22 protein-coding genes, 1 tRNA gene and 1 rRNA gene are annotated in these 26,857 nt (G+C 63.6%); 13 read left to right on the forward strand and 11 right to left on the reverse strand.

Annotated elements, in window-relative coordinates; translation table 11 throughout:
- Nucleotides 1–84: 84 nt before the first annotated feature.
- Together ACIPV6_RS19040 and ACIPV6_RS19045 are read left to right on the forward strand one after the other, a co-directional pair.
- Nucleotides 85–1,074, forward strand: coding sequence for an ArsR family transcriptional regulator (locus ACIPV6_RS19040; protein ID WP_400272382.1), 990 nt, complete (start codon nt 85–87; stop codon nt 1,072–1,074).
- A gap of 20 nt (nt 1,075–1,094) precedes the next feature.
- Nucleotides 1,095–1,859 carry a hypothetical protein gene (locus tag ACIPV6_RS19045; RefSeq protein ID WP_400272383.1) on the forward strand — a complete coding sequence of 255 codons (765 nt, stop codon included), beginning with the start codon at nt 1,095–1,097 and terminating at the stop codon, nt 1,857–1,859.
- A gap of 22 nt (nt 1,860–1,881) precedes the next feature.
- On the opposite strand, the gene ACIPV6_RS19050 is transcribed toward ACIPV6_RS19045, so the two are convergent.
- Nucleotides 1,882–1,958 (reverse strand) — tRNA-Thr (locus ACIPV6_RS19050).
- Nucleotides 1,959–2,097: 139 nt separating this feature from the next.
- Nucleotides 2,098–2,976 (reverse strand): DsbA family protein, encoded by an 879-nt coding sequence (locus ACIPV6_RS19055; RefSeq protein ID WP_400272384.1) that lies wholly within the window; start codon nt 2,974–2,976, stop codon nt 2,098–2,100.
- Nucleotides 2,977–3,142: 166 nt separating this feature from the next.
- Here ACIPV6_RS19055 and ACIPV6_RS19060 point away from each other — a divergent pair, with 166 nt between their 5' ends.
- The 5 genes from ACIPV6_RS19060 (at nt 3,143) to ACIPV6_RS19080 (ending at nt 9,810) form a co-directional block, all read left to right on the forward strand.
- Nucleotides 3,143–4,621: a trehalose-6-phosphate synthase gene (locus ACIPV6_RS19060; protein ID WP_400272385.1), complete on the forward strand. Its 1,479-nt coding sequence runs from the start codon at nt 3,143–3,145 to the stop codon at nt 4,619–4,621.
- Nucleotides 4,611–5,414, forward strand: a complete 804-nt coding sequence (gene otsB / locus ACIPV6_RS19065) for a trehalose-phosphatase (RefSeq protein ID WP_400272386.1) — start codon at nt 4,611–4,613, stop codon at nt 5,412–5,414. Before ACIPV6_RS19060 ends, otsB begins: the two co-directional genes overlap by 11 nt.
- Before the next feature lie 207 nt (nt 5,415–5,621).
- Nucleotides 5,622–6,704 carry an ABC transporter ATP-binding protein gene (locus tag ACIPV6_RS19070; protein ID WP_400272387.1) on the forward strand — a complete coding sequence of 361 codons (1,083 nt, stop codon included), beginning with the start codon at nt 5,622–5,624 and terminating at the stop codon, nt 6,702–6,704.
- 95 nt (nt 6,705–6,799) lie between these two features.
- Nucleotides 6,800–8,401, forward strand: coding sequence for a beta-N-acetylhexosaminidase (locus tag ACIPV6_RS19075; RefSeq protein ID WP_400272388.1), 1,602 nt, complete (start codon nt 6,800–6,802; stop codon nt 8,399–8,401).
- A complete protein-coding gene (locus ACIPV6_RS19080) occupies nt 8,398–9,810 on the forward strand; it encodes a DUF4032 domain-containing protein (protein WP_397323290.1) in 1,413 nt (470 codons plus the stop codon). The genes ACIPV6_RS19075 and ACIPV6_RS19080 overlap by 4 nt, the downstream gene beginning before the upstream one ends.
- A gap of 21 nt (nt 9,811–9,831) precedes the next feature.
- Here ACIPV6_RS19080 and ACIPV6_RS19085 read toward each other — a convergent pair whose 3' ends face one another.
- A complete protein-coding gene (locus ACIPV6_RS19085; RefSeq protein WP_400272389.1) occupies nt 9,832–10,515 on the reverse strand; it encodes a GntR family transcriptional regulator in 684 nt (227 codons plus the stop codon).
- Between the two features lie 53 nt (nt 10,516–10,568).
- Nucleotides 10,569–12,035: a chlorohydrolase family protein gene (locus tag ACIPV6_RS19090; protein ID WP_400272390.1), complete on the reverse strand. Its 1,467-nt coding sequence runs from the start codon at nt 12,033–12,035 to the stop codon at nt 10,569–10,571.
- 151 nt (nt 12,036–12,186) lie between these two features.
- Here ACIPV6_RS19090 and ACIPV6_RS19095 point away from each other — a divergent pair, with 151 nt between their 5' ends.
- Genes ACIPV6_RS19095 through ACIPV6_RS19120 form a run of 6 tightly spaced genes read left to right on the forward strand, consistent with a single transcriptional unit; the run spans nt 12,187 to nt 19,309 of the window.
- Complete coding sequence (locus ACIPV6_RS19095) at nt 12,187–13,224, forward strand: ABC transporter permease (RefSeq protein WP_400272391.1); 1,038 nt, start codon at nt 12,187–12,189, stop codon at nt 13,222–13,224.
- Nucleotides 13,225–13,258: 34 nt separating this feature from the next.
- On the forward strand, nt 13,259–14,980 hold the full coding sequence (locus ACIPV6_RS19100) for an ABC transporter substrate-binding protein (protein ID WP_400272392.1): 1,722 nt from the start codon (nt 13,259–13,261) through the stop codon (nt 14,978–14,980).
- Between the two features lie 11 nt (nt 14,981–14,991).
- On the forward strand, nt 14,992–15,993 hold the full coding sequence (locus tag ACIPV6_RS19105; protein WP_400272393.1) for an ABC transporter permease: 1,002 nt from the start codon (nt 14,992–14,994) through the stop codon (nt 15,991–15,993).
- Nucleotides 15,994–15,998: 5 nt separating this feature from the next.
- Nucleotides 15,999–17,039, forward strand: coding sequence for an ABC transporter ATP-binding protein (locus ACIPV6_RS19110; RefSeq protein WP_400272394.1), 1,041 nt, complete (start codon nt 15,999–16,001; stop codon nt 17,037–17,039).
- 7 nt (nt 17,040–17,046) lie between these two features.
- On the forward strand, nt 17,047–18,069 hold the full coding sequence (locus tag ACIPV6_RS19115) for an ABC transporter ATP-binding protein (RefSeq protein ID WP_400272395.1): 1,023 nt from the start codon (nt 17,047–17,049) through the stop codon (nt 18,067–18,069).
- Nucleotides 18,070–18,091: 22 nt separating this feature from the next.
- Complete coding sequence (locus ACIPV6_RS19120) at nt 18,092–19,309, forward strand: amidohydrolase family protein (RefSeq protein ID WP_400272396.1); 1,218 nt, start codon at nt 18,092–18,094, stop codon at nt 19,307–19,309.
- 97 nt (nt 19,310–19,406) lie between these two features.
- Here the strand turns inward: ACIPV6_RS19120 and ACIPV6_RS19125 are convergent, their stop codons facing one another.
- The 7 genes from ACIPV6_RS19125 to rrf all read right to left on the reverse strand — a co-directional run.
- Nucleotides 19,407–21,188, reverse strand: a complete 1,782-nt coding sequence (locus tag ACIPV6_RS19125) for a DUF222 domain-containing protein (protein ID WP_400272397.1) — start codon at nt 21,186–21,188, stop codon at nt 19,407–19,409.
- 573 nt (nt 21,189–21,761) lie between these two features.
- Nucleotides 21,762–22,232, reverse strand: coding sequence for a pyridoxamine 5'-phosphate oxidase family protein (locus ACIPV6_RS19130; protein ID WP_400272398.1), 471 nt, complete (start codon nt 22,230–22,232; stop codon nt 21,762–21,764).
- Nucleotides 22,233–22,289: 57 nt separating this feature from the next.
- Nucleotides 22,290–23,726, reverse strand: coding sequence for an MFS transporter (locus ACIPV6_RS19135; RefSeq protein ID WP_400272399.1), 1,437 nt, complete (start codon nt 23,724–23,726; stop codon nt 22,290–22,292).
- Nucleotides 23,727–23,837: 111 nt separating this feature from the next.
- Nucleotides 23,838–25,283: an FAD-binding oxidoreductase gene (locus ACIPV6_RS19140; RefSeq protein ID WP_400272404.1), complete on the reverse strand. Its 1,446-nt coding sequence runs from the start codon at nt 25,281–25,283 to the stop codon at nt 23,838–23,840.
- Between the two features lie 93 nt (nt 25,284–25,376).
- On the reverse strand, nt 25,377–25,880 hold the full coding sequence (locus tag ACIPV6_RS19145) for a GNAT family N-acetyltransferase (protein WP_400272400.1): 504 nt from the start codon (nt 25,878–25,880) through the stop codon (nt 25,377–25,379).
- Nucleotides 25,881–25,935: 55 nt separating this feature from the next.
- Complete coding sequence (locus ACIPV6_RS19150; RefSeq protein ID WP_400272401.1) at nt 25,936–26,430, reverse strand: SRPBCC domain-containing protein; 495 nt, start codon at nt 26,428–26,430, stop codon at nt 25,936–25,938.
- 333 nt (nt 26,431–26,763) lie between these two features.
- A 5S ribosomal RNA gene (gene rrf / locus ACIPV6_RS19155) occupies nt 26,764–26,857 on the reverse strand; the annotation flags it as partial.

Raw genomic sequence — 26,857 nt, forward strand, 5'->3', positions numbered from 1 at the left:
CACACTCAATGACGGTCCACGCGCGTATAACCTAAGTCAGGTTTTTCCGGTTATGGTTATTTGACAACACAACCAAGGGCATGGATGAACATCATGGAAACGGACCTGATCCTCTCGCAGGCGATGATGCTCTTGCGCGAAACGGACGTTCGGATCACGGGCGGCAGCCTCGACGCCTTGTCTCTGACGCTCCCGGACCGCAGCGTCCGGGAAGTGAAAGTACAGCTGGCGTCCACTCCCCCAACGCCCAGCAAGCTGCAGGCCATCCTGGAACGGGAGGTTCGGAGGCTGATTGTCACTATCCGCCCAACCGAGCGACTTACAGAAGCGGCCCTCCAGGACGAAGTTGAGCTAATTACCATCGCACCAGCGTCAGTCATCATCGGCGGTGTTCAGCGACTGGAACGACGTCACACCCCCGAGACCCCAAAGCGACCCCGCGGGCGCGCACCGTGGGGTCGCTGGGCGCTGATGCGAGCCCTGGCCCTCGCCGACGGGCCACAAAACCAGAAGGAACTAGCAGCAGCGACCCGCATCAGCCAACCGGCCGTCAACAAGCACCTGAAGACCCTTGAGTCCTTCGTCGACCGGGATCAGTGGGGCTGGCACGCCCATGACGTTGACGCCATCGTGGCATCATTGCTGGACAATTACCCGGGCCCACGTGGCGTGACGTCCTACTGGTATGGACTGGACTCTACGGCTGAGCAAGCCAAGAAGGCAGCCGAATTTGCCTCCGAGCTGGGCGCCTCTCCGTTGGTTTCCGGCGACGCAGCAGCGGACATTTATGCTCCCTGGCGGCTGCCGGACAGCGCCATCGTGTATCTCCTCGAGGCGGTGGACTTCACGGACGCCGGCTTCGCCCCCTCAACTCCGGAGGAAGCAACCCTGGTCACCGCAGTGCCCGAAGATTTCACGCTCTGGGCCACTGCAGCACTCGTGCACCGTCCTGAGGGTATCCCCCTGGCCGACCCATTAATCGTGCTCCGGGATGTCACGGCCGGGGACGCCGTGGATAGCCATGAGGCAGCCGATCATCTCCGCAAGGTCATCTTGACGAAAGCTGTGCGATGAAAACCATCAGCGTCCTCGCCATGTCAAACGCAGCAAATCTTGGTTACCGGGCGCTGGCTGACATCGCCGAGGCGGCTGCTGGCTTGGATCACGACCAATACCGCATTGTGGGCGGGCACATGGTCCAGTTGCTTTTGCACGTCTACCCGACTGACGCAGCCATGCAACGAAGCACCGCCGATGCGGATGCGGGGATCCAGCGGGCCACAGCCGCCGGTCAGGCCCTGCATGACCGGCTTCTCGTCCAGGGCTACGAGCAAGCGAAGGGCAACCACTACATCCGGCGTCACGCCGACCAGCAGACTGAAATCGATCTGTTGGTGCCACGCTCTGGTACCGGCAAGACCGAAATCCTCAACGGCCGCAGATTTGATGCCATTCCCGGGCTGGGATTCGCCCTGAGTTCGACCAGTTATCTGACCGTGGAAGCGACGGTGCAGTTATTCCAAGGCGGCAGCCTGCGGTTCACAGTTCCCGTACCGGACGTTGAAGCAGCGCTGATACTAAAAGCCCTCGCATGGAAATCGAGAAAAGCAGACAAGGACCTGGCCGACATCTCCACGCTGATGGAGATCGTCCACGAGCACAAAGATGCCCTCAACAAGTGGGGTTACAGCGAAGACCGACTGGCGGCAACCGGGTCGCGGAAGGATGCCGCCGCTGCACTTCATGAAATCGTTGCACAGGCCGAGGCACGGCGCATTAGAGCATTCAAAGGGCTGCAGTCTGCCGCAAAGTTGTCACTGCTGATCCGGAAGCACATCCCGGTGCCAGCCAAGCGGTAAGGCTGGAGCAATCCTACGTGAGTGGAGCCCCCTGCCGGATTCGAACCGGCGACCCCCTGTTTACAAGACAGGTGCTCTGGCCAACTGAGCTAAGGAGGCGTGCGAAGAACGCTAGTCAAGGTTAGCCCAGACCGTCCCCCACCACGAAATTCAAGGGCCTCGGGCCGGGTGGGAAAACAGCAGCGGCCGGTCGCCTCCAAGAAAGAGGCAACCGGCCGCCGTCGTACTTACCGGGAAATCAGCCCTTTGCGGTAATCGCGGTCTGGATCTCTGCGTTCAGGTCGGTTGACCCATCCCACTGCTTGCCGTCGACGAAGACAGTCGGGGTGCCGGTGATGCCAATCGCCGCAGCTTCCTGCGTGGCAACCTTCACATAGGGCCGGAACTGCTTGCTGTCGATGCAGGAGTCGATGTTGGCCGCACCCACTTCTGTGGCCATGGACTTGAGGTCCTTGTCCGAGATCCCGGCGCTGCCTTCGGCTGGCTGGCGTTCGAAGAGGAGGTTGAAGAAATCGGCGTACTTCTCAGGCGAAGAATTCACTACGCAGGCCGCGGCGTTCGCAGCACGCGAGGAGTAGTTGGTGGTGGACTGCTGGTCCAGGAAACCGAGCGGGCGGTACTCGAGGGAGATCTTGCCTTCGTTGCGCAAGTTGGTCAGGGACTCGCCGTAGGTGGTCTCGAAGCGCTTGCAGACGGGGCAAATGAAGTCGATGTAGGCCACTACCTTCACCGGCTTGCCGGCCTCGGCCTCAGCACCGGGAGCCGTCACGGTGGCGGGCTTGGAAGCGGCCGGCGACGGAACATCGGCGACATTCACTGTTGCAGCTGCGGACTTCACCACTTCGCTGTTTGCCAGAAGTGTTACGCCACCGTGCACGTTGCCGTTGGCAGGCGTAGGGCCGCTGTCAGCAATCGGCGCATTGTTCTGGATGTTGTTGACTACCACCAGGGCGATGACCACGAGGATGGCCACTACCGCAACCACGATGCCCCAGAGGACCAGCATCTTGTTGCGCTTGTCCTTCTTCAGCTGTTCTTCGCGGATTTTGCGCGCTTGTTCCCGGGCCTGGGCGGTCTTCTCGGCCTTGGACAGGCGCGGTTCATTTGCGGGGCTCATCAGTTCCTCGTGGTTACTCGGCGTCGTAGTGCAACGGGGCCAGTTTACGGGAGCAAACCTGAGGATTTGCCGCCAGCACAATGACCCGGTTGTTGAACGATCAACTGGCGGCGATGATTCCGCCGGTAGGCTGGGATGTGAGTCACAGCAACCCCAGGGAGCAGTAATGCAGGATTTGGCAAGCGAAAAACTCAGTACCGAGGAAGGCGTCCGGGCTTCACCCACCCATAAGCCGACGGCTACCACGTTCGATTTCATGGTGGTGTCCAACCGCCTGCCCGTCGACAGGTCCGACGACGGCTGGCGCCGTTCACCCGGCGGCTTGGTGACTGCCCTCGCACCGATGATGACCAAGTCCGACGGCGCGTGGGTGGGTTGGCACGGCGCCCCGGATGAGACGGTGCGTCCGTTCAGCCATGAGTCCATGGACCTCGTCCCGGTCCAGTTGAGCAGCCACGAAGTGGAGCTCTATTACGAAGGCTTCTCCAACGCGACTATTTGGCCGCTCTACCATGACGTGATTGCGCCGCCCGAGTTCCACCGAACCTGGTGGGACTCGTACCGGCAGGTCAACAAGAAGTTCGCCGACGCCGTCATCCGCCATGCCTCGGACGGCGCCACCGTGTGGGTCCAGGACTACCAACTCCAGCTGGTTCCCCGGATGCTCCGCACGGCCCGCCCGGACCTGAAGGTCGGATTCTTCAACCACATTCCTTTCCCGCCGCCGGAGATCTTCGCGCAGCTCCCGTGGCGCCGCGAGATCATTGACGGCTTGCTGGGCGCGGATCTCCTCGGCTTCCAGCGTCCCAGCGATGCCGGCAACTTCATGCGTTCGGCACGGCGCTTCCTGGGGGCGAGCGTCAAGCAGCAGCAAATCCATGTGAAGGGTCCGGACGGCCAGGTCACCCACATCGCCCGCGCCCAGGCTTTCCCCATTTCCATTGACGTGGACCAGATCCGCGAACTGGCCAGCCGCCCGGACATCATCGAGCGGTCCAAGCAGATCCGCAAGGACCTGGGCAATCCCAAGACGATCCTCTTGGGCGTCGACCGGCTGGACTACACCAAGGGCATCGGGCACCGCTTGAAGGCCTTCGAGGAACTCCTGGCCGATGGCCACATCAAGGTGGAGGACGCCACGCTCATCCAGGTTGCCAGTCCCAGCCGCGAACGGGTGGAGCAGTACCGGCTCCTGCGCGAGGAGATCGAGGGCACCGTCGGCCGGATCAACGGAACGTATGACACCATCCAGAACACCGCGGTGCGCTACCTGCACCACAGCTATCCGGTGGAGGAAATGGTGGCGATGTACCTTGCGGCCGACGTCATGCTGGTCACCGCGCTGCGGGACGGCATGAACCTGGTGGCCAAGGAGTATGTGACAGCCCGTTCCGGAGACGACGGCGCCCTGGTGTTGAGCGAGTTCGCCGGCGCCGCGGACCAGTTGAAGCAGGCGCTCCTCATCAATCCGCACGACATCGACGGCCTCAAATCGTCCATTCTCCGCGCGATCAACCTGGACCCGAAGGAAGCCCGACGCCGCATGAAGTTGATGCGCAAGCAAATCCTTGACCACGACGTTGACCATTGGTCGGCCGAGTTCCTCGAGTCCCTTAAGGAAAAGGTGGTCCGCGATGACAGCTGAACAGACGCCCCTGACGCTGTCACCGGAGTTGTTGGACGCCATCCGTGGGATCGCCGGAACGGAACACCTCTTGGTGGCCCTGGACTTCGACGGCACGCTCTCACCGATCGTCGACCGCGCGGAGGACGCCCGCCCCCTTCCGCGGTCGGCTGCGGCCCTGGAAGAACTCGCCGTACTGCCGCGGACGACGACGGCACTCATCTCGGGGCGCGCACTGGACAGTTTGCGGCTGGTCGCCTCTCCACCGGCAAACACGTTGTTGATTGGCAGCCACGGAGCTGAAGTCTGGATGGGCGAAGGTTCGTTGGGTTTGGAGTTGGACGACGAGCAGCGTGAACGGCTGGCTTCGGTGCGCGAAGTGTTGGCCGGAATCGTCAATGTCGCTCCGGGAACACTTCTGGAAGACAAGCCCGCGGGCGTTGTGCTGCACACAAGGCTTGCCGATGATGACGTGGCGGAGGACGCCGTCGAGGCCGCCCGGATCGAGTTGCAGGACCGCCCGGGCGTGTTCCTGAAGACCGGGAAGCGCGTGCTGGAGACGTCGGTGGTCCATGCTTCCAAGGGCGAAGCAGTGGAGTTCCTGCGCCAAGCGACGGGAGCTACGGCCATCCTGTTCGCTGGCGACGATGTGACGGACGAGGACGCGCTGGGCCGGCTCCTTGGCGACGACGTGGGCATCAAGGTGGGACTCGACTTCACCCAGGCCGCGTTCCGCGTGGAAGCTCCCGTTCACGTGGCCGAGCTCCTGGAGGCTCTGCTCCGTGAACGTCGGCGGGCGACCTCCGGCGCATAGCTTGTGACGAAGACAACATGTGATCTTTGCAACAAATTCGACAGAGGGTCGAAGTGTCTGTAATACTCTTGCTTGTGACGTGACGCACATTATCGTGCGACGCCGCGTATGACTCCTCGGCTCCGGCCGGGGAGTTTCAACTGAACAAAAAGAACCATTCACTACGGATCGTCCGGCACGTACCTGCCGGTGAAGGGATTGATAACTGTGGCAACAGTTACTTTTGACAACGCTACGCGTCTGTACCCGGGCACAGATAAGCCCGCCGTCGATAAGCTCAACATCGACATCGCCGATGGCGAATTCCTGGTCCTCGTTGGACCCTCCGGTTGCGGTAAGTCCACCTCCCTGCGCATGCTCGCAGGTCTCGAGGACGTCAACGCCGGCCGCATTCTGATCGGCGACCGCGACGTCACGGATGTTCCGCCGAAGGACCGCGACATCGCAATGGTCTTCCAGAACTACGCTCTTTACCCACACATGACCGTTGCGGACAACATGGGCTTCGCACTCAAGATCGCAGGCGTTTCCAAGGAAGAGCGCGCAGAACGTGTCCGCGAAGCCGCCAAGCTCCTGGACCTCGAGCAGTACCTGGACCGCAAGCCGAAGGCACTCTCCGGTGGTCAGCGCCAGCGTGTTGCCATGGGCCGTGCAATCGTCCGTAACCCGCAGGTCTTCCTCATGGATGAGCCGCTCTCCAACCTTGACGCCAAGCTCCGCGTCCAGACCCGTACGCAGATCGCGTCCTTGACCCGCCGCCTCGGCGTCACCACGGTTTACGTGACGCACGACCAGGTTGAGGCCATGACCATGGGTGACCGCGTGGCAGTCCTCAAGGACGGCCTCCTCCAGCAGGTCGACACCCCTCGTAACCTCTACGACCGCCCGCAGAACGTCTTCGTTGCAGGCTTCATCGGCTCCCCCGCCATGAACCTGCTGGAACTGCCGGTTGTTGACGGCGGCGTCCAGTTCGGTGGCACCGTCTACCCGGTCAAGCACGACGTCCTGGATGACGCTTCGGGCAAGACCGTCACGGTTGGTACCCGCCCCGAGGACCTCGAAACGGTCGGCCAGGGCGAAGGCCTGCAGGTTGAAGTCGACGTCGTTGAAGAACTCGGTGCCGACGCTTACGTCTACGGCCACACCACCCTCGATGGCAAGAGCCACGACATCGTTGCCCGCGTCGACGGTCGCCGTCCTCCGATGAAGGGCGAGGCCATCTTCGTCCGTCCGCAGTCCGGCCACGTGCACCTGTTCGACACCAAGACCGGCCTCCGCCTGGGCGACTAGTCACCCTCGCCTAACCGGCCATCAGCAGACAGCGGCCCGACCCTCACCGGTCGGGCCGCTCTCTCGTTAACCCCTTCTCTGTCGGAAAGAACGGTATGAACTCCACGGACAACCTGATCCCCCGGCCCCAACACGTCACGCCCCTTGAAGGTCACGCCTTCGAGCTCACGAACACCACTCGGATTGCCGCGTCCGAGGGGGCGGAACCGGTCGCCGAACAACTCGCCACGCTACTCCGGCGTGGCACCGGTTTCGACCTCCCACTGGCCAATGACTTCCGCCCCGGGGACATCGCCCTGGAGCTGGACCAAGCGTTCGACGGCGGCCCGGAGGCTTACGCGCTCACCGTCACCGATGCCGGTGCCCGGCTGAGGGCATCAACGCCGGCAGGGCTTTTCAACGGAATCCAAACCCTCCGTCAGCTATTCCCCCCTTCCATCGAACGCTCTCTCACCGAATCGCCCGAATCCACGGACGCTATCGCAGGGCAAGGCACCTGGGCGATTCCCGCCGTCGAAATCCATGACGCGCCGCGCTTCGCCTACCGCGGCCTCATGCTGGACGTAGCCCGCAGCTTCTTCACAGTGGACGAAGTCAAGCAACAGATCGATGTCATGGCCCAGTTCAAACTGAACGCCCTTCACCTCCACCTGACCGATGACCAAGCCTGGCGCATCGAAATCCTCATGCCGGAGAACAACCCGTCGGGGCTGGACTACGCCAACCTCACGGCTGTTGGCGGGGCAGTGAACCATCCGGGCGTCGGGCTCACGCCCGGGCACACCGGTTTTTACACGCAGCAGGACTTCCGTGACATCCAGTCCTATGCTGCCGCACGCAACATCCTGGTGGTCCCGGAGATCGACCTCCCCGGACACGTCAATGCCGCGTTGTCTGCCATCCCCCAGCTGAACCCTGATGGCGTGGCCAAACCAGGCAACACTACGGGGGACGTGGGGTACTCCACGCTGACGGCTGACCTGCCCGCCACCTACGAATTCGTGACCGAGGTCCTGGGCCAGGTCGCTGCCATGACGGAGGGCCAGTACATCCACATCGGCGGGGACGAAGCCCACGTCACGGGGCACGACAACTACGTGGCCATGGTCACCGAATTCGCGCGGATCGGCGCCGCAACGGGCAAGACTGTTGTGGGCTGGAACGAGTACGCGGAGGTGGAGCTCCCGCCCGGCAGCGTGGTGCAGTACTGGTGGGGCGATCTTGCGCCGGTGGTCCGTCAGGCGGAAGAAGGCGGATCGAAGGTCATCATGTCACCGGCAGCCAACACGTACCTGGACCAGAAATACGATTCCGGCAGCCCCATCGGCCTGTCCTGGGTGGAGGGCGGCCCCTTCACGTGGTCTGAGTATTACCAATGGAATCCGGCCCAGGGCGGCCTTGGGGACCAGCACTTGCTCGGTGTCGAAGGTCCGCTCTGGACCGAAACCGTCCGTGGCAACCAGCAGGCCTACTGGCTCATGTACCCGAGGGCCATCTCGCTGGCGGAGGTGGGTTGGTCCCGGCAGGAGGACCGGGACCTCGGTGACTTCCGACGTCGGCTGGGCGCCTTTGGTGAGCGGCTCGCCAACCAGGGCGTCGGCTTCCAGGCCGCTTCCGACGTCGAATGGTCCGCCACCGCGGCGGATCCGTTCACGGAACTGAACAGCAGCCCCGAGTACGGAACAATTGAGGCATGAGCGAGCAAAACGGAGCCCAGTGGCACGACGAACCAACCGACTACGGGCAGATCGGCAAGCTCCCCCGGACGGAAGCGGCCAGTGCGCAGGACTCAGCCCCTCCGGCCAGCGTCATTGGATCGCTGAACATCACGGCCGCTGCCGCTGATCCTGAGCTGCTGGACCTTCCCTGGCACATCGCGCTGGAGGAATGGCCGGCCGAGTACCTCGCCGCGCTCCCCCGCGGTATCTCCCGGCACATAGTGCGCTTCGCCCACTTGGGCGGTTCGGTCATTGCCATCAAGGAAACGTCAGAGCACGTCGCCCGCCATGAATACCACATGCTGCGGAAGCTCGCCCGGCTGGATGTCCCGTGCGTGGAGCCCGTGGCAGTCATTACAGGCCGGACCACCGCCGATGGCAAGCCGCTGAATCCGGTGCTGGTTACCAGGCACCTGAAGTTCTCCATGCCGTACCGCGCACTGTTCTCCCAGATGCTGCGCAAGGACACCCTGACCCGCCTGATCGACGCACAGGCCCTGCTCATGGTCCGCTTGCACCTCATCGGTTTCTACTGGGGCGACGTCTCACTCTCCAACACCCTGTTCCGTCGCGATGCCGGTGCGTTTGCCGCTTACCTGGTGGATGCCGAAACGGGCGAACTGTACCCGGACCTGTCCCAGGGCCAGCGTGAGTACGACCTCGAAATTGCCCGTGTGAACATCGCCGGCGAGCTCATGGACCTCCTGGATGGCGGGCTCATCGAGGAGAAGGTTGATCCGGTGGCCACCAGTGAGCTGATCATGGATAGCTACCGAAGGCTATGGGCTGAGCTGACCGAGAAGGAGTCGTTCGAACTCGGCGAACGCTGGCGCGTGGGCGCGCGTATCCGGCGGCTCAACGAGCTGGGCTTCGACGTGGAGGAATATGCCATCAAGACCACGGCCGACGGTTCCACCATCCAACTCCAGCCCAAGGTGGTGGATGCCGGACACCACCAGCGGCGCTTGCTCCGCCTCACGGGCCTCGATGCGCAGGAGAACCAGGCGCGCAGGTTGCTCAACGACATGGACCAGTTCCGGGCGGACAACAACCCGGACCTGGACGAAGAAATCAGCGCCCACGCCTGGGTCAGCCAGATCTTCGAGCCCATTGTGCGTTCCATTCCCCGGCACCTGGCCGGAAAGCTGGAACCCGCGGAAGTGGTCCACGAGGTCCTGGAGCACCGTTGGTATATGAGCCAGAAGCAGGACCGGTACATCCCGCTGGCCGAGACCGTCCAGTCCTACATCGACACGGTCCTGCAGCACCGCCGTGACGAGGCAGCGATCATGCTGAACCCGGACACGGAGATGCTGAAGATCCTGGAAGTGGAGGTTGAGGAGTCGGGCCGCTACGACGACGAGGAATACCCCGACGCCGACGACTGACGGGCCTTCCCTGGAATCCGTCTAGGGTTCCAGGGTCTCCGCCAGCCCGGCCAGGACGGGCTGGCGGCCCAGCTCAATGTGCGAGTACGCCAGGGAGTACGCCAATTCGGGCCGCCCGGCCAGGATCGCGTTACACAATTCCGTATGCTCGTCACGCTGGAGTTCGTTGCTGCGGTTGTGCGCCAAGCCGAAGATCCAGCGCATGCGCCCGAACAGCGGCTTGACCGACTCGATCAGAAGGCGGTTGCCGGAGAGGCGCACGATTTCGGCATGCAGTTCGGCACTGATAAGAACGACGTCGTCAGTCCGGTCTTCGTCGATGGCCGCCTTTGAGGCTTCCATCAGTTCCTCGAGGCGCCCTCCGTCGCCGCCTTCGGCAACGCGGGCGGCTGCCATCTTCGCTGCAAACGTCTCGAGGCAAAGCCGCACATCGAAGAGTTCGTTGACGTCAGTCAGGGTCAGTTGACGGACCACCGCTCCACGCCGGGGGAAGGTGGCCACGAAGCCGTCCTGCTCCAGCCTCTGGATGGCCTCGCGGACGGGGATCCGGGAAACGCTGTACATCTCGGAGAGTTCGCGCTCCCTGAGGCGGGATCCCTGGGCGAAGGAACCCGAGACGATGCCCTCCAGGACCAACTGATAAACGTACTCCGCACGTGCTTCGTCATCGCGGACATTGCCGGCTTCCGGGATCGCCTCTGCCACTCTCAAACTCCCCTTCATGCCTGTGCCCGCGCGACTTTGCCGGACGGTTCCGCTCACTGCTCCAACCGAGCATACACGGGAGGAAACAGCTCATTCGTGGGACGGTTCAAAGCATCCCGGGTTGTGTAGGCTTCACGCATTTTCGTAAAGAGACCCTGGGCCTTGGCCCGCCATTCGTCCAGGTCCACGCCATCAATCCGGCCCTCGGCCATGATGGTCCGGCCGGCCACCACGGAGAGGACAGCCTGCCGCGCTGTTCCGTTGAGCGTCAGGGTGCGGACAGGGTCCTCGTGGACACCGTCACGGATGTCGTCCAGGGAAAAGGCCACCATGTCCGCCTGGGCACCGACCTCGAGCCGGCCAAGATCAGGGCGGCCCAGGGCGCGGGCTCCCCCGAGTGTGGCCGCGTCCACATATCCGGCGAGGTCGCCGGCGTCGTTCCTTCCGGCGAGGATTTTCGCAAGCTGCACACCGGCGTCGATCCCCCGGATGAGGTCTGGCGGGAACGAGTCGGTCCCCAGTGAGATGTTGACGCCCGCTTCCTTGTACGCGTTGAAGGAGTCCAGGGTGCTGCCGTAGCGCATGGAGGTGAGGGGGCAGTGGATGATGCTGGCCCCGCTCGACGCCAGCCGCGCAAGGTCTCCCCTGTCTTCGCCGTAGACGGCCGGATTGCGATCGATGTAGGTGGCGTGCGGAATCAAGAGCCTCTGGTTGAGCAGGCCCACCTGGTCCAAGAGCTCAAGGGGCGTAACGCCATGCCACTCCAGGACGAGGTCCCGCTCCACGAGTCCCTGCAGCGAGTGCAGACGAACCAGCACGTCCCGTTCCCCGGAAGCCGCAGCAGTCGCCTTCATCGTTTCGATGTCCAGGGTCTCGATGCGGCACGGCAGAAGCACGCCGTTGACCAGGGGATCGTTCAGTTCCGTCGCGTAGTCAATGAAGCGCAAGGCGTCCGCGAATCCCTCACGGCCGCGATCGGCGTCGAACATCACTGAGCGTTCGCCGTTCTTCAGCACCACATTCACTCCGGAGCGGTAAGCCGGACCCAAATAGCCGCGCAGTCCCAAGCTCCGGCTGGTTTCGGCCATGCCCACCAGTTCCTGGAACGTCTCTGCCCATTCAGAGTGAACCTCGGACGCGATAGGCATGTAAGTGGTGATGCCGTGCAGGACCAGCTGGATCAGCGCGTACTCGCGGATCTCCTGGCGTTCCTCAGGCGTAAAAACGTCGTCGCGACGATTCCTGAAGTAGTCCTCTGACCACTGGTGCCCCGTGGCGAGGTCCGGACCAGCCCAGCTGTCCAGGATGAGGTGGTCGATGTCCGTGAGGGCGTCAAGGTCGATCAGGCCGGGCATCAGGAGGGCATCCCCCAGGTGCCGTTCCTCGTCCACTGGTCCCCGGTAGTCCTTTCCGACGTACTCAATGGTGCTGCCGCTGTAAACCACGCAGGCATTCTCCAGCAGGACGTGCCGGCCATCGTGGTGGCCCAGTACGTAACGGGCAGTGGTCTTGGTGGGCAAGGGGGCTCCTTTGCGGACGGAAAACTGGTACTGGTATCTGGTATTCCAAACAGTACATTAATTGTGATTTACATCCCATCCATCCTGATCTAGTCTATTTTGGTATACAAGATTTTGCGGAGTCAGCTCCCTTCACGAAACGAGCAAACGGTTGACCCAGTTACAGTCCGTCGAACCAAACACCGGCAGCCCACCGCTACCCTCGGCAACGACGCCGGACAGCACCACTGCCGCCCCCGCTGAGGCCCGGTCGCTGCTGGCCACGGCATGGCTGAGGATCCGTCGCAGCAAGGTTGCGCTGCTGAGCCTCTGCGTCGTGGTGGCGATCATCTTTTTCGCGATCCTCGCCCCCGTCCTCAGCGCCATGTCGGGAAACGATCCCTTCACTTCCAACACCAGCCCCGAGGTCCTGGACGATTTCCAGACACCGGGCCTGCCCCTGCCCGGCTATATGTACCCGTCTGCCGAGCACTGGCTGGGCGTGGAACCAGGCCTGGGCCGCGACCTCTTCGCCAGGCTCGCCTTCGGCGGACAGGTATCGCTCACCATCGCGCTGCTGTCCACCGCCGTCTCCGTGGTGCTGGGGACCGTCCTCGGCGCGGCGGCCGGCTACTTCGGCGGCAAGACTGACGCCATCATCAGCCGGGTCATGGACCTGTTCCTCGCGTTTCCGCACCTGTTGCTGGTCCTCTCGCTGACGCCGATCCTGCAATCGCGGCTCCGGGACACGCCGCTGGGTGAAGGCAGCTTCCTGCCCATGGCCTCCCTGGTGATCATCCTTGGCTTCTTCGGTTGGGCTTATTTGGCCCGCATTGTCCGTGGCCAGGTGCTCAGTCTCCGCGAGCGCGAGTTCGTCGAAGCCGCCCGTTCCTTCGGGGCCTCCCACCTGAGCGTGCTCTTCCGCCAGATCATCCCCAACGTCATGGGCGTGGTCCTGGTGTACGCCACCATGCTCATTCCCACCAACATTTCCGCTGAAGCAGCCCTGTCCTTCCTGGGCGTCGGCGTCAAGGACCCCACGCCGTCGTGGGGCCAGATGTTGAACGCCGCCCAATCAGGCAACTGGTACCTCAGCGATCCCTGGTTCCTGGCCGTCCCGGGCGTGATGCTCATAGTCACCGTCCTGGCCTTCAACCTCCTGGGCGACGCAGTCCGCGACGCCCTGGACCCCAAAGCATCCCGCCACTAAATCTCCGTTTCACCCACCCTTCAAGAGGAGCATCATGAAAACCCCCACGAGAGCACTGGCGCTTTCCGTGCTGATCGCGATGTCGGCCGCAGGCTGCAGCGCAGGACAGAACCAGCCCGGCAATGGCAAGCCCGAGTCCGTCACCGAACTGGCACCGGTAGTGGTGAAGTCCGGGTTCAACACCAAGGGCGGCAACCTCAACGTCCTCATGTCCTCGGACTTCCAGACCCTGGACCCCGGAAACAGCAACTACGTACAGACGGCCAACGTGGGCCAGTTGTATTACCGGACCCTCACCATGGCCAAAGAGACAGCAGGACAGCCGCCGACGGTGGTGCCCGACCTCGCCACGGACACCGGCAAGGTCTCCGACGACGGGCTCAGCTGGACCTTCACCCTCAAGGACGGCGTGAAGTTCGAGGACGGCACACCCATCACCTCGGCGGACATCAAATACGGTGTGGAGCGCACCTTCGCGCAGGACGTCTTCACGCAGGCGCCGCAGGAACTGAATGCAGCGCTCGACGCCGGCGGGTACAAGGGGCCGTACAAGGATCCTTCCGCTGTGCTCAAGGCAGTTGAAACGCCCGACGACCGCACTATTGTCTTCCACTTGAAGAAGCCATTTGCCGAATTCCCCGCGTTGGCCTCGCGTTCCAACACGGCTCCGGTTCCCGCAGGCAAGGACACCAAGCTGGACTACACCAACCACCCGGTGTCCTCCGGCCCGTACATGGTGGAGTCCTACAACCGCGGAAAGTCGCTGAAGCTTGTCCGCAATCCACACTGGGACCCTGCCACGGACCCCAACAGGTCTGCACTCCCTGATACGTTCAGCTTCTCCCTTTCCACGTCGCAGGCCACCATCAGCCAGCAGTTGCTCGCGGACTCGGATCCCAACGCGATCACGCTCGACTCCAACGGCGCCCTGCAGACCTCAGACTCCGCGAAATTGGCCGATGCCAAAGTGAAGGACCGCGTGGCGTCCGGGCTCCTTGGCTGCAACGACGTGCTGAGCCTGAACACCCAGAAGATCAAGGACCCGGATGTCCGCAAGGCAATCGCGCTGGCACTGGACCGGCAGTCCATCCTGGTGCAATACGGCGGACGCCGGTTCGGCGAACTGACGCAGAGCCCGCTCAATGACAAGATGCGCGGGTACGTTGAGACCGAGCTGGAACTGGACCCCGCGGGCAAGCCCAAGCTTGAGGAAGCCAAGAAACTCCTTGAAGGCAAGGACTATCCCAAGACGCTCACCTACGGCTACGCGAACAACCGCGATGCCTTCAAGAACACCGGTACCGTGATCCAGCAGAACCTTAAGGCCCTGGGCATCGACGTCGAACTCGTGGCCATCCCTGCACCGAACTACTACTCGATCATGGCCAGCGAACAGCTTCCGGACCTGGGCCGATCCGGCTGGTGCGGCGGGGCCGATCCCGCCTCGGTCCGGACCTCTGCGGACCCGCTGCTGGGCCCGAACAATGACGGCACCAGTTACGGCTTCTCCAACACCTCCCGCTACTTCGATCCCACGGTCTCCAAGGCCATGTACGAGCTCCGCAACACGGACGGCACCTCGGAGGAACTGGGCAAGAAGTGGTCTGAGGCGTTCGGCACGGCTTTGAAGACCTACCCGATCGTTCCGCTGATCCGCACCCACACCAACTCCGTGGTGGGCTCCAATGTGCGGAACGCCCAGGTTGGCTACTTCTTCGGCGGCATCGACCTTTCGATCGTCGGCGTCGAGCACTAATTCCAACCACCATGATCACTTTCATACTTCGCCGTGCCGGATCGCTGGTCCTGCTCCTTTTCGCGGTCAGTTTCATCACCTTCACGTTGTTCCAGCTCGGCCCTTCTGATCCTGCCGCTGCTGCGTGCGGGCAGGAGTGCACGCCGGAACGCGTTGCGGAAGCCCGGGTTGCTTTGGGCATGGACCAACCGTTCTTCGTGCAATACCTCGACTACATGCGTGGCCTGTTCTCTCCCCGGATGATCGGTGCCGCCGGTGCGCAGACCCTGTGCGAATGGCCCTGCCTGGGCAAGTCGTTCCAAACCAATGAGAACGTTGCGGACATCATCGCCCGGTCGCTCCCCTACACCTTCTCCATGGCCATCGGGGCGCTGGTGCTCTGGACCATCACCGGCGTGGGCCTCGGCCTCCTGGCCGCCCTGCGCAAGGGTTCGCCGATGGACAAGTTCATTGTTGGGGCGGCTTCGGTGGGCGTTTCGCTCCCCATCCCGGTTACTGGCTTGTTCCTGTTGTTGCTGTTCGTCAACCAACTGCATCTGCTGCCCTTCACCACCAATGAGATCAGCAGTCCGTTCGGCCCCCAAGGTCCCGGCGCGTGGGTGACGAATTACCTCCTGCCGTGGATAGCGCTGGCTGTGCTCTTCAGCGCCTCCTACATCCGAGTCACCCGCACCAACATGATCGAGACGTTTGGCGAGGACTTCATCCGGACAGCACGAGCCAAGGGCCTCGCCCCGAGGACAGTGACGTTCAAACACGGCGTCCGGGCCGGCATCACACCAGTGGTCACCATGCTTGGCATGGACATCGGCCTGCTCCTGGGCGGCGCCGTCCTGACCGAGCAAATCTTCTCCGTCCCCGGCCTCGGCTTCACGGCAGTGCACGCAGCCATCTCCGGCGACCTGCCTGTCACCATGGCCATCACCATGCTGGCCGCGTTCTTCGTGATCGTCGCCAACGTGGTGGTGGACCTCGCTTACGCCGCCATCGATCCCCGAGTGAGGCTCCAATGACCCACATGCCACTCGCGCAAAGGACCAGCACTGTCCCTGCGGGCACCAGCGCGTTCCTGGACGTGCGGAACCTGTCCGTGAAGTTCCCCACCGACGACGGATTGGTTTCGGCCGTCAACGGCATGGACTTCACCTTGGAGCGAGGCCAGACACTGGGCATCGTCGGTGAGTCCGGCTCCGGCAAGTCCGTCACGAGCCAAGCCTTGATGGGCCTGCTCAAGGAAACATCGGCGCAGGTCACCGGACAAGCCATGTTCCAGGGGCAGGACTTGGTCGCCCTTCCGGAGTCGGCCATGCGGCAACTCCGTGGGCGCAACATCGGGATGATCTTCCAGGATCCCCTTTCTGCATTGCATCCCTTCTATACCGTGGGCCACCAGATCGCCGAGGCGTACCTGGTCCACAACAAGGCGAGCAAGAAGCAGGCCCGGGCGGCCGCCGTCGAGATGTTGGGAAGGGTGGGCATCCCCAGCCCGGAGCAGCGCTTCGACGAATACCCGCACCACTTCTCCGGAGGAATGCGGCAGCGCGCCATGATTGCCATGGCCCTGATTTGCGAGCCGGAGCTGCTGATCGCCGACGAGCCCACCACCGCCTTGGACGTGACCGTGCAGGCGCAGATCCTGGACCTCATGCTCGAGTTACAGGAGGAAACCAACTCAGCCCTCATCCTCATCACCCACGACCTGGGTGTTGTAGCAGAGGTGTGCCATAACGTGCTGGTGATGTACGGCGGCCAATGCGTGGAATCCGGTCCGGTGGACGAGATCTTCTACGACACCCGCCACCCCTACACGCTTGGCCTCCTCAATTCGATGCCCACGTTGACCGGTTCCTCCGGCCAGCTGAACCCGATTCCCGGCCAGCCGCCGTCGCTCCTCGACCTGCCCAAGGGTTGCATCTTCAGCGCCAGGTGCCAGTACGCCGACCTTGCCGGCGACGGCGTGTGTGCCAGCCAGCGGCCCGATCTCATCGTCGAGGACGGTCACGGCAAACGCTGCCACCTGAGCGGTCCGCAGCTCCTCACCATCCGTACTGCGCGTTAGGACCGCCATGGATAACCAGCCAATTCTCCGGGTGGAGAACCTGCAAAAGCACTTCCCGCTCAAGGGCGGCCTCCTGCCGGGTGCCGCCAAGCGCTCGGTCAAAGCGGTCGACGGCGTGACGTTCAGTTTGGGACGCGGCCAGACATTGGGACTCGTCGGCGAGTCCGGGTGCGGTAAGTCGACCACAGGCCGCATGGTATCCCGGCTCATGGACCCCACTGGTGGGCGCATCATGATCGACGGCGTGGACATCAGCCAGTTGCGTGGCCGGGATCTCTACAATTTCCGGCGCAAGGTCCAGATGATCTTCCAGGATCCCTTCGCGTCCCTGAATCCGCGGCAAACCGTAGGCACGGCCATCGCCGCTCCCATGGTCGCCCAAAAGATCAACCCTCCGGGCGGACTGAAGAACCGGGTCAAGGAACTCCTGGACCAGGTTGGCTTGAAGCCCGAACACTACAACCGGTTCCCGCACGAGTTCTCCGGAGGCCAGCGTCAACGCGTGGGCATCGCCCGGGCCATCTCCCTGAACCCCTCGGTGATTGTGTGCGACGAGCCTGTGTCTGCCTTGGACGTCTCAGTGCAGGCGCAGGTGGTGAACCTGCTGCAGCAGATTCAACGGGACACGGGTGTGTCCTACATCTTCATCGCCCACGACCTCTCAGTGGTCAGGCACATCTCGCATGAGGTGGCAGTGATGTACCTGGGCAAGATCGTGGAGCAAGGCACCCGGGACTCCCTGTTCAGCGAACCGCGCCACCCTTACACCAAAGCCTTGCTCTCGGCCGTGCCGCTCCCGGATCCCCGGGCTGCCCGCGAACAGGTCAAGATCAGGCTCCGCGGAGACCTGCCCTCGCCAGCCAATCCGCCGAGTGGCTGCGTCTTCCGGACCCGTTGCCCGCTGATCGCAACCTTGCCCGAAGAGCAACGCCAGCGATGCATGAACGAGGTTCCCGCAACAGCTAAATCCGCCGCTCCGGCATGCCACCACACCGGGGTGGCAGCCGAGGCATTGGCGGGTGTGCAATAGATCCACAATCAAAGGAGAAACAGTGAACACCCTGATTCGTGCCGTCCGACCTTGGGGGCAGCCGTTGAGCGATGTCATGCTCAGCGGCGGCGAGATCACCGGCGTCGAACCCCATGACCCCACCAGGGCGGTACCGGCAGGTACCACCGTCGTCGAGGGCAGCAACCGCATTCTGGTGCCGTCGTTCTCGGACGTCCACGTGCACCTGGACTCCACCCGGATCGGCCTCCCCTTCCGGGAACACACCGGGGGTCCAGGCGTTTGGACCATGATGATGAACGATCGCCTCAACTGGCGCAACGCCGAGGTTCCGCTGCAGGACCGGGTCAACGACACGCTGGGCCGCATGATCGCCCGCGGTACTACCCGAGTCCGTTCCTACGCCCAAGTGGACGTGGACTGTAAACTGGAACGCTTCGAGGCCGTGGCGGCCGCGAAGGGCGCGTTTGCGGACCGCGCGTCCGTCGACATCATCGCTTTCCCGCAGGCGGGCTTGTTGCTTGAAGACGGCACCGTTGAGCTCATGGAAGAAGCGCTGAAGGCCGGCGCCAACGTGATGGGCGGGATTGACCCGTGCTCGCTGGACCGGGACCCCGCAAAACACCTGGATATCGTCTTTGGCTTGGCGGAAAAGTACCAAGTGCCGATCGACATCCACCTGCACGAGCCCGGCGAGCTGGGCGTCTTCAGCACGGACCTGGTCCTCGAGCGCACGCGAGCCTTGGGCATGCAAGGAAAAGTCACCATGTCCCACGCCTACCAGCTGGGCAGCGTGAACGAGGCCACCACGCGGCGCCTCATCGACTCGTTCGCCGAGCTCGATGTCTCGCTGGCTTCCGTGGCTCCGGCCGCTTCGGGACAACTGCCCATTCCCCTCCTCACCGAGGCTGGCGTGCGATTGGGCCTGGGAGAGGACGGCCAGCGTGACTACTGGTCCCCCTACGGAAACACGGACATGCTGGACCGGACCTGGCAGCTCGCCTTCACGCACGGTTTCCGGAAGGACGAGCTCATTGAGCACTGCCTGGCCATAGCGACGATCGGCGGGGCCAGCATCCTGGATCCTGGTGCCACGCGGCTCAAGGACACAGCCCACCGTCCCGGAGTCGAAATCGGCGACCCCGCTGAACTGCTCTTGGTGGACGGCGAAACTGTGGCGTCCACCGTCATGGACCGCGGCAAGGACCGCACTGTCATCCACGCCGGAAAGGTAGTGGCCGACCAGCTGGAACTCGTTTAGCCCAGCAGCTCGTGAGTCGGTGCGTTGCTGGACCGCGCAGAAACCGTGACTGAACGGAATTGCGGCTCGCGGCATGTGGATGTACGGCACCGTATGGCTACAGGACTGTCGCCGGGGTTCGTGAGCGGGTTCGTGTCCCCAATCTGAAGAGAGCCGGGACGCTCCCTTCCCCCGGCGGCTCGTCCGGGTCTCCCGCCGCGAGGTTCCCGTTGACCAGCCGCCCGTCCGGGTCTCCCGCGGCCAGGTTCCCGTCCCCCGGCGACCCGTCCGGGTCTCCCGCCGCTAGGTTCCCGCCGACCAGCCGTCCGTCCGGGTCACCCGCCACAACAGACCCGCTAATAGGCGACCGGTCAGCGTGTTCAGTTGCTGGGTTGCCGCTTCCGGGGAGTGGTGGTGCTGTGGATTGGTAACGGTGTCCGGTGGGGGTTCTGATCTCCAGGGTTCGTGGTCCCTGATCACTTGGTCTGGTGTTCCAGCCGGGGTTTTCTTTGGTGTGGTTGCATGCTTCGCAGAGCCCTGCACCGTTGGCCAGAGTGGTTTTTCCGCCGGAGTGCCAGGCCAGGACATGGTCGTAGTGGCGGATGGGCGCGTCACAGTACGGTGTGCGACACGTGTCATCACGGGTTTCGATAAACCTGCGCATCCCCTTGGGGAACAGCCTGGCCTTGGAATCGGTGGCCAGCAGCTCGTTGGTCCCCGGCGCCGTGTAGAGCCGCCGGATCCAGACGTCGAAATCGGACTGGAGCCCTGAAGGACCACCGACGTCCGGGCCCTCCGCGGCCGTTTCCCCGCCAAACCCGGCCAGCTCGGGTGGCCAAGTGCCGGCCCCTTGCCCGGCATGTGTGGTCGGGTCGTTGTCGGGGCCGTGCTTGACCAGGGTCCTGGCCCAGCCGGCAGGGACGATGCCGTAGCCTTTCAACCTCGCCGGTTCACTATCACCCTGCAACAAGGTCCGGTCAGTCATCACCAGTTCCAGGTGCACCCCGGCGGCACCGCCCGGTGTGCCGGTGAGCCGCTCCACCAAAGTATCGGCCATCACCTGGCCCTTGGACCGGGCATCGCCTTGGGAGCGGGCAGTCCCCGCAGCCCGGGTCAGCGCCGCGTACGCCGCCACGCCCTGCGCCACAGGCAACAACGCCGTCAAATACGTCATCGTGTCCGGCGCCGGACGCAACCCCACGCTTCGCTCATTCACCGCGTACGCGGCCCGCCGGGTCACCGACCCCGGGTCCCGCCGATACGCCGCAGCCTTCACCAACGCCACAATCCGCCGATCCCCGGCACCCTCGAACGTACCCGTATCCGCAGCCAACTCCTCATCCACCGCGCACCGGTCCTCCACCGACAAACACGCCGTCTCCCGCACCAACAACGTCGCCCGCCACTCATTCAACTGCCCGGACTCCAACGCAGCCAACGTCCGCGGCATCTCCCCCACCAACGCCTTCGCCAACCCCAACAACCGGGCACCCTTATTCGGGGACTCCCGACGCGCCAACGCCACCTGCGCCCCCACACCCCTACCCCGCTCCGAGGCCGGCACGCCCGCCTCGGCCTGCTCCCTGCGCTGGACCACATCAAACGCCACAGCCACCCTCGCCTGCGCCGCCACCACCGCCGACTTCAAATCCTCCAAACCCCGCAACAAACCCACCAACACCCCACCCTCACCCGCAGGCTCCAGCGCACCCACTACAGCAATCAAATCCGCAATCGAGGCCTGCGCGGAGATGGGCGTTTCCAGGACAGGAACACCAGGCTGCGACGAACCAGCCCCAACGACCGGAGACACAGAAGCGGAAGACCCATGGACGAGGGCAGCAGCAACCCCGGCAGCGCCACCCACGCCACCACCCAACTGCCCCGAAAACCCGTCCATACCCCCACTCTTCCAGCCCCACAACCGCTGAATAAGACCGCTGACGAGCTATGTGGAAACACCCCAACAAAGGCCCTCCACCCCTCCTCCACAACCAGAGGGCGCGGACCTGGGTCGCCCGATAAGCATTGTCTGGATGGTGAAAGAAGAGCGACGGGCCTGTGCCGATGCCCTCAGGGCCGTTCTTGTGGCAGGGTGTATTCGATCAGCGGATCATCAACACCGGGCCTGATTCGGGAGCCAACCTATCCCTCCCCTGCCGAGGCAGCCTGGAACGCCGGCACGCCTGAAACCCGAAGCAACCGAAGCAAGCCAACCGACAACCTGCAAAGACATTCCCTTGAGAGCCACCTCCCTGGACAAGTCCAACAGGTCCCAGCCGCGAACCCCGGAGGTGAGTGAGCCGTCGTCGTGATTGACGCCGTAGCGGTTAAGCAGCTGCCGTAACCAACACCTCGCACGACTTGAGGTGTCCCCCGCAGAGGCAGCAGCGGGAGCAGCGGGACGGCGGCGCCCATCCGAGTGGAGGGAACGGAGCCATTCAGCAAAACACGGTCTGGCGGTCGTCTCACGCTATTCCGGGCTGGCAGTGGGGGCGCCGTCCAACGGCGTCCACCACGTCACCGGCGGGGTTACCTTGAACCGGCGTCCCGTCACAGTGCTGGGGGTGATTCGGATGAACTGGTCCTTTTGGCCAGCCTCCCAGGGAAAGAGCAGGAGACCGATGGTGTCCAAGACGTCCTGGGTGAGTTTGACCGCCGTCGCCTGTCCCTTTGCCACGACGCTCCAGGCGATGCCCGTATCCGGATCGACACCATCGGCCTCGATGGCCACGGGAGCATCGCTGAGTGCAGCGTGAAGTTTGGTGCCCTCACCCGTACGGAAAACCATGGTTCCGTGATCAACTTTGTAGTTCACGGGAAAGATGTCCGGATGGTCGTCCACCAAGACGGCCAAACGGCCCACGGAAACACCGCGGAGGAGTTCCCAGCATTCATTGGCCTGCAGAATTTCCGTGCCGCTACCGGGCACTGAGTTCGTCATACCGCAGAGGATACGCCGGAGCGCACCCGCCGAACAGGGCGCGCAACCCTCTCCGGATCAGCGAACCAACTCGGGCGTGGCCTGGTTCCCGGGCCGGGGTTCGGCAGGCGTTTCGACACTGGCTACGGGACCTCGAATGGCAAGGTATCCCGCCCCCGCCAGGACCAACGCTTCTGCCGCCAGCGCAAGGAACGTCGCCTCCCAACCACCGGTCCAGGTATGTAACAGGCCAGCCGCCAAAGGACCGAGCGACGCCAGCGCAAATCCAAGTCCCTGGCTCATCGCGGAGAGCCTTCCCGCGGATTGGGGTCCCGCCGAACGGATCACCACCAATGCCATGCCCAGGCCAAACCCCGCGCTCTGGACCACTCCCAGCACTCCAACCATGGGGAATTGCAAGGCCGGCGGCGCCAGCAGCACACCGATCAGGGCGACGGACACGGAGAGGCCGAGACCCGGAGCCAGGACCCGGAGGACTTTGGGGCGACCGGCAAGGACCGGGGCCAACAGGCTCGCAGGAAGGCCGGCCAAGCTGAACCAGGCAAGCAGGGCGGCAGCGTCGGCCTGTGAGAGCCCTTTGGAGGTCAGGTACACAGCCAGCCACGAGGTGATGGCGAAGTAGAGCATGGCCTGAAGCCCGAAAAATGCCGTCACTGCCCACGCTGTGCGCTGCTTCCGCAAAGGCGTCACCGCCTGTGGAGCGTCCGACGTCGGCACGCGGCTGCTTGCTGCTCGCTCGCCGCTTGCTGTGGATGCTTGGGCAGGCGTGCCGGGTGCCGCCGTCGGGCGGCTGCTTGCTGCTCGCTCGCCGCTTGCTGTGGATGCTTGGGCGGGCGTGCCGGGTGCCGCCGCTGGCCTGCGTCCCGCCGTGGCAACTTGCGTGGCAGCGCCGGGTGCCGGCGTCGGGGTTCCTGTGCGGAAGATGAGGGCGGCACCGGCGACGGCTGGGAGAGCCCAGACGGCCAGCGCCCAGGCGAGGCTGCCGCCAAAGGCGTGCTCAAGGGGCTGGACCAAACCGGCGCCCAGCGCGGCGCCGAGCCCGAAGCCCATGGTGCACAACCCCGTCCACCACCCGGTGCCATGGTTGGCCTTCACGATCTGTGGCACCAGGACACTGGCGGTCATGATTGCCGCCCCGGCGAGGAAGGTGCCGGGAAGGAGCAGGGCCGGAAGCATGACGCGAAGCACCAGTGCCACCGCAAGCACCACCAAAGCCAGGGCGACGGCAGGACCGGCGCCCACCTTCCTTGCTAGGCAGGGGGCGATCGGCCCTGCCACGCCAAAGGCCAGGACGGGCAAGGTACCCAGCAGTGGCAGGAGCGACGGGTCAAGCCCAAACACACCGTTCACTTGGTTCATGACGCCTGCGACGGTGGTGATGGTGGGCCGCAGATTCACGGACACCACCACCAGCGCGAGCAGCACCAGCCACGGAGCAACACGTCCGCCCCCGAAGGACCGCTCCATCGCGCCCTCACCCACTCTCAAACTCATTTGGTATACCAAGCAAGAATATGGCGCGGGACGTTTAAAGTAAACTCACGTCAGTGAGGCATAGCTGATGTGACTCTAGAAGCTAATTGACTTCCTGGAATACCAGATGCGTTAGATGGCCTTTCCTGGATTCAGGATTCCTGATGGGTCGAACAGCTCCTTGATGCGCCGCTGTAGTTCCCGCACGGGCTCGGGCTGTTCAAGTCCAAGCCAGCGCAGTTTGTACTGCCCCACGCCGTGTTCGCCCGTAATGGTGCCACCCATCTCCAGCCCCACCCGGATGGACTCGTCCAGTGCCGCGTTCAAGCGGACCAGAGCATCGGCGTCGGAGGCGGGATCCACCCGGTCCAACCAGAAGGTGGGGTGGAGGTTGCCGTCGCCGGCGTGTGCCACCACCTTGAGCCGCACGTCATGCCGGGCAGCCATGGCCTCAAGCTCAGCCACAAAATCCACCAGCCTGGAGCGGGGTACGGCGATGTCCTCTCCCACACGGAATTCATCGTCCACCTCCACGCCGCGGCTGTTGCGCCGGAGGTCCACCAGCATGTCGGCCTCTTCGCTGGCCTCCATGGTGACGGTAGCGCCGCCGTCGGACAGTACTTGGCGCACCACTGCGGCCTCGGCCGCTGCACCGAAACCGTCGGTCTGGATCAGGAGCAACGATTTGCCCCGGGCCTGCAGGTCCGAACCGTTGAGTTCATCGAGTTGAACCAGGGTGCCGTTGTCCAGGAGCTCCATGATGGCCGGCTGAACGCGTGCTTTGCCAACAGCCAGCACGCCCGCGGCCGCACTGCGGAAGTCCTGGTAGAAAGCGGCGATCGTATGGATCTCGCGCGGCAGGTATTTGAGCCGAACCGTCACGCCGACCACGATCCCCAACGTCCCCTCGGACCCCACCAACAGTGCCGTGAGGTCGTAGCCGGCCACACCCTTGAAGGTCTGGTGGCCGGTGTGGATCAACGAGCCGTCCGCGAGCACCACATCAAGAGCGAGGACGGAATCGCGCGTCACACCGTATTTGGCGCACCTCAGTCCACCCGCGTTGGTAGCCACGTTGCCACCGATGGTGGACATCTTGTAGCTCGCGGGGTCCGGGGCGTACATCAGTCCGTGTTGGGCGGCAGCCGCGTTCAGCTCGGCGTTGATGACGCCAGGTTCGACGACGGCGGTTTCGTCGTCAGCGTTGAGGTCCAGGATGCGGTTCATTCGTTCGAGGCCGAGCACGATGCACCCGCGGGTAGCGTGTGCTCCGCCCGATACCCCAGTCCCCGCGCCGCGCGGGACGATGGGAATCTGGTGGGCCGCACACGCGCGCACGGTGTTCTGGACGTCCTCCACTGATTCCGCCCAGACCACGGCCAGGGGAAGATGCCGTTCCGGCAGCGGACCTTGGTCAGCCGAGTAGATGGTGCGGGTCTCTTCGTCTTCCACCACTTGGTCCGGCCGCAGTACTGCTTTCAGCTCCGCTAGGAAAGCGCTCCGCGCCTGGGACTCCGAATCGGTTTCCCCGCCACCAATGGTGCGTTCCTTGATGCCTTCTGCTGTTGTTGCGGCCATGGCCGTTTCATCCGACAAGGTGGTTCCTCCACACATGAGCACCGCGGACACGCCAAATCGGCAGTCTTCGCAGTGTTTTAGGTGCTCACCAGTCTAATCAGTACCTGCAGCATCCACCGCCGCAGCCCCTGCATCGGCTGGGGCGAGCTGCTTCTCCATGAAAAGCTCTTGCTTGCTCGGGTCCAGGGGATAGGGTTTGCTTTCCCCTGTCAGCTGGAAACCGTGGCGTCTGTAAAAGGCCATGGCCCGCTGGTTGTCCTGGTGGACGCCCAGTTCCAAGGACCACGCTCCCAACTCCGCAACAGCTGCCTGGCACGCATACGCCAGCATTTGATCGGCCAATCCCAAGCCCCTGTATTCGGGGGCAACGTAGACACTGATCAACATACCTTGCAATGGGCGGCCTGGATCCTGGGGATGTTTCACCACCACGCGCATCAGTGCGCGGATCCTGGAACCCGGCCCAACCTCGTCAGCCACGAGCGTGACACTGTCTTTGGCAGACATGGCGGAAGCCCGCTCCAGCCATTGAGTGTCAGTCTGCCGACGGGCTGCCTGAAGGCTCTCCACATATGCCATGGGAGTGTCAGTCAACATCTCCAGACGGACGGCTTTAAGCAGAGGCCAATCCTCGGGGCGCAGGCGCCGGATGCTAGGCACCGGCTCCGCCCATGAACCGCGAATAGTTTGCGAGCACGCCGGGCCACCCCGCGGCGTAGGAAGCCCTGGTGGCGGCAGGATCCTCGGCGCCCTCCCATCCATCGTGCACCAAGCGCAACTCCGTACCCTCATCAACCGCCCGGAAAGCGACCCTCAACTCCGTGGACCACAGCGGCGTACTGGCGGGATACCAGCTGGCGTGGAAGGACAGGGGCGGCTGCCAATCGTCGATGGTGCCCCAAACGGACGTTTCCCCGGCTTCGGAGGTCTCCAGAATGAGGTTCTCTTCGAATTCCACGTGCGAGCCGGCACCGTAGACGCTGTGCTCCTCCATCGGCCACCACAGATGGGGATGGTCAGTGAAACCCATGAAGGCATGTTGGATGGTGGCAGGTACAACGATGGTAAATATCAAGGGCTCAAGCTGGTCCGCGTCGGGTTGGGACTCCCTGCTGTCCGACTCAGGGTGGCTGAAAAGACTGTCCATGATCATCAACTCTACCCGTGCCGATCATCATCTCTACCCGTGCCGGCAAGCGGTCCGCATAGCTGGTTGTGGGGCCTGGTGTGCGTGCTTTTTCCTGGTTTTGGAGTGTCCTGTGGCCTCGCAACGGGTTAGGTGGCGGAGCCGGGTTTGGCGCCCATGCACGGTGGGGGTTAGCGGGTGCGCCGCATAGCTTGTTGTGGGGCCTGCTGTGCGTGTTTCTTCGTGGTTTTGGGGTGTTGTGTTGGCCCCGCAACGGAGGTCGTTGTTAGAAACGAGTGTGGTTGTTAAAGTGGAGCCCCGACCGTCGTGGTCGGGGCTCCATTTGTAATTTGTGTCCGGCGGTGTCCTACTCTCCCACACCCTCCCGGGTGCAGTACCATCGGCGCTGTGGGTCTTAGCTTCCGGGTTCGGAATGGGACCGGGCGTT

The organism is Paenarthrobacter sp. NPDC089988, assembly GCF_044748465.1.
In the GTDB taxonomy this organism is placed as follows: domain Bacteria; phylum Actinomycetota; class Actinomycetes; order Actinomycetales; family Micrococcaceae; genus Arthrobacter.

What these genes read in the sequence shown, in the direction of transcription:
- ACIPV6_RS19040 (WP_400272382.1), top strand. Translation starts at nt 85, where the DNA reads ATGAACATCATGGAAACGGACCTGATCCTCTCGCAGGCGATGATGCTC.
- ACIPV6_RS19045 (WP_400272383.1), top strand. Translation starts at nt 1,095, where the DNA reads ATGTCAAACGCAGCAAATCTTGGTTACCGGGCGCTGGCTGACATCGCC.
- ACIPV6_RS19055 (WP_400272384.1), bottom strand. Translation starts at nt 2,976, where the DNA reads ATGAGCCCCGCAAATGAACCGCGCCTGTCCAAGGCCGAGAAGACCGCC.
- ACIPV6_RS19060 (WP_400272385.1), top strand. Translation starts at nt 3,143, where the DNA reads ATGCAGGATTTGGCAAGCGAAAAACTCAGTACCGAGGAAGGCGTCCGG.
- otsB (WP_400272386.1), top strand. Translation starts at nt 4,611, where the DNA reads ATGACAGCTGAACAGACGCCCCTGACGCTGTCACCGGAGTTGTTGGAC.
- ACIPV6_RS19075 (WP_400272388.1), top strand. Translation starts at nt 6,800, where the DNA reads ATGAACTCCACGGACAACCTGATCCCCCGGCCCCAACACGTCACGCCC.
- ACIPV6_RS19080 (WP_397323290.1), top strand. Translation starts at nt 8,398, where the DNA reads ATGAGCGAGCAAAACGGAGCCCAGTGGCACGACGAACCAACCGACTAC.
- ACIPV6_RS19100 (WP_400272392.1), top strand. Translation starts at nt 13,259, where the DNA reads ATGAAAACCCCCACGAGAGCACTGGCGCTTTCCGTGCTGATCGCGATG.
- ACIPV6_RS19105 (WP_400272393.1), top strand. Translation starts at nt 14,992, where the DNA reads ATGATCACTTTCATACTTCGCCGTGCCGGATCGCTGGTCCTGCTCCTT.
- ACIPV6_RS19110 (WP_400272394.1), top strand. Translation starts at nt 15,999, where the DNA reads ATGCCACTCGCGCAAAGGACCAGCACTGTCCCTGCGGGCACCAGCGCG.
- ACIPV6_RS19115 (WP_400272395.1), top strand. Translation starts at nt 17,047, where the DNA reads ATGGATAACCAGCCAATTCTCCGGGTGGAGAACCTGCAAAAGCACTTC.
- ACIPV6_RS19125 (WP_400272397.1), bottom strand. Translation starts at nt 21,188, where the DNA reads ATGGACGGGTTTTCGGGGCAGTTGGGTGGTGGCGTGGGTGGCGCTGCC.
- ACIPV6_RS19130 (WP_400272398.1), bottom strand. Translation starts at nt 22,232, where the DNA reads ATGACGAACTCAGTGCCCGGTAGCGGCACGGAAATTCTGCAGGCCAAT.
- ACIPV6_RS19135 (WP_400272399.1), bottom strand. Translation starts at nt 23,726, where the DNA reads ATGAGTTTGAGAGTGGGTGAGGGCGCGATGGAGCGGTCCTTCGGGGGC.
- ACIPV6_RS19140 (WP_400272404.1), bottom strand. Translation starts at nt 25,283, where the DNA reads ATGGCCGCAACAACAGCAGAAGGCATCAAGGAACGCACCATTGGTGGC.
- ACIPV6_RS19145 (WP_400272400.1), bottom strand. Translation starts at nt 25,880, where the DNA reads ATGTTGACTGACACTCCCATGGCATATGTGGAGAGCCTTCAGGCAGCC.
- ACIPV6_RS19150 (WP_400272401.1), bottom strand. Translation starts at nt 26,430, where the DNA reads ATGGACAGTCTTTTCAGCCACCCTGAGTCGGACAGCAGGGAGTCCCAA.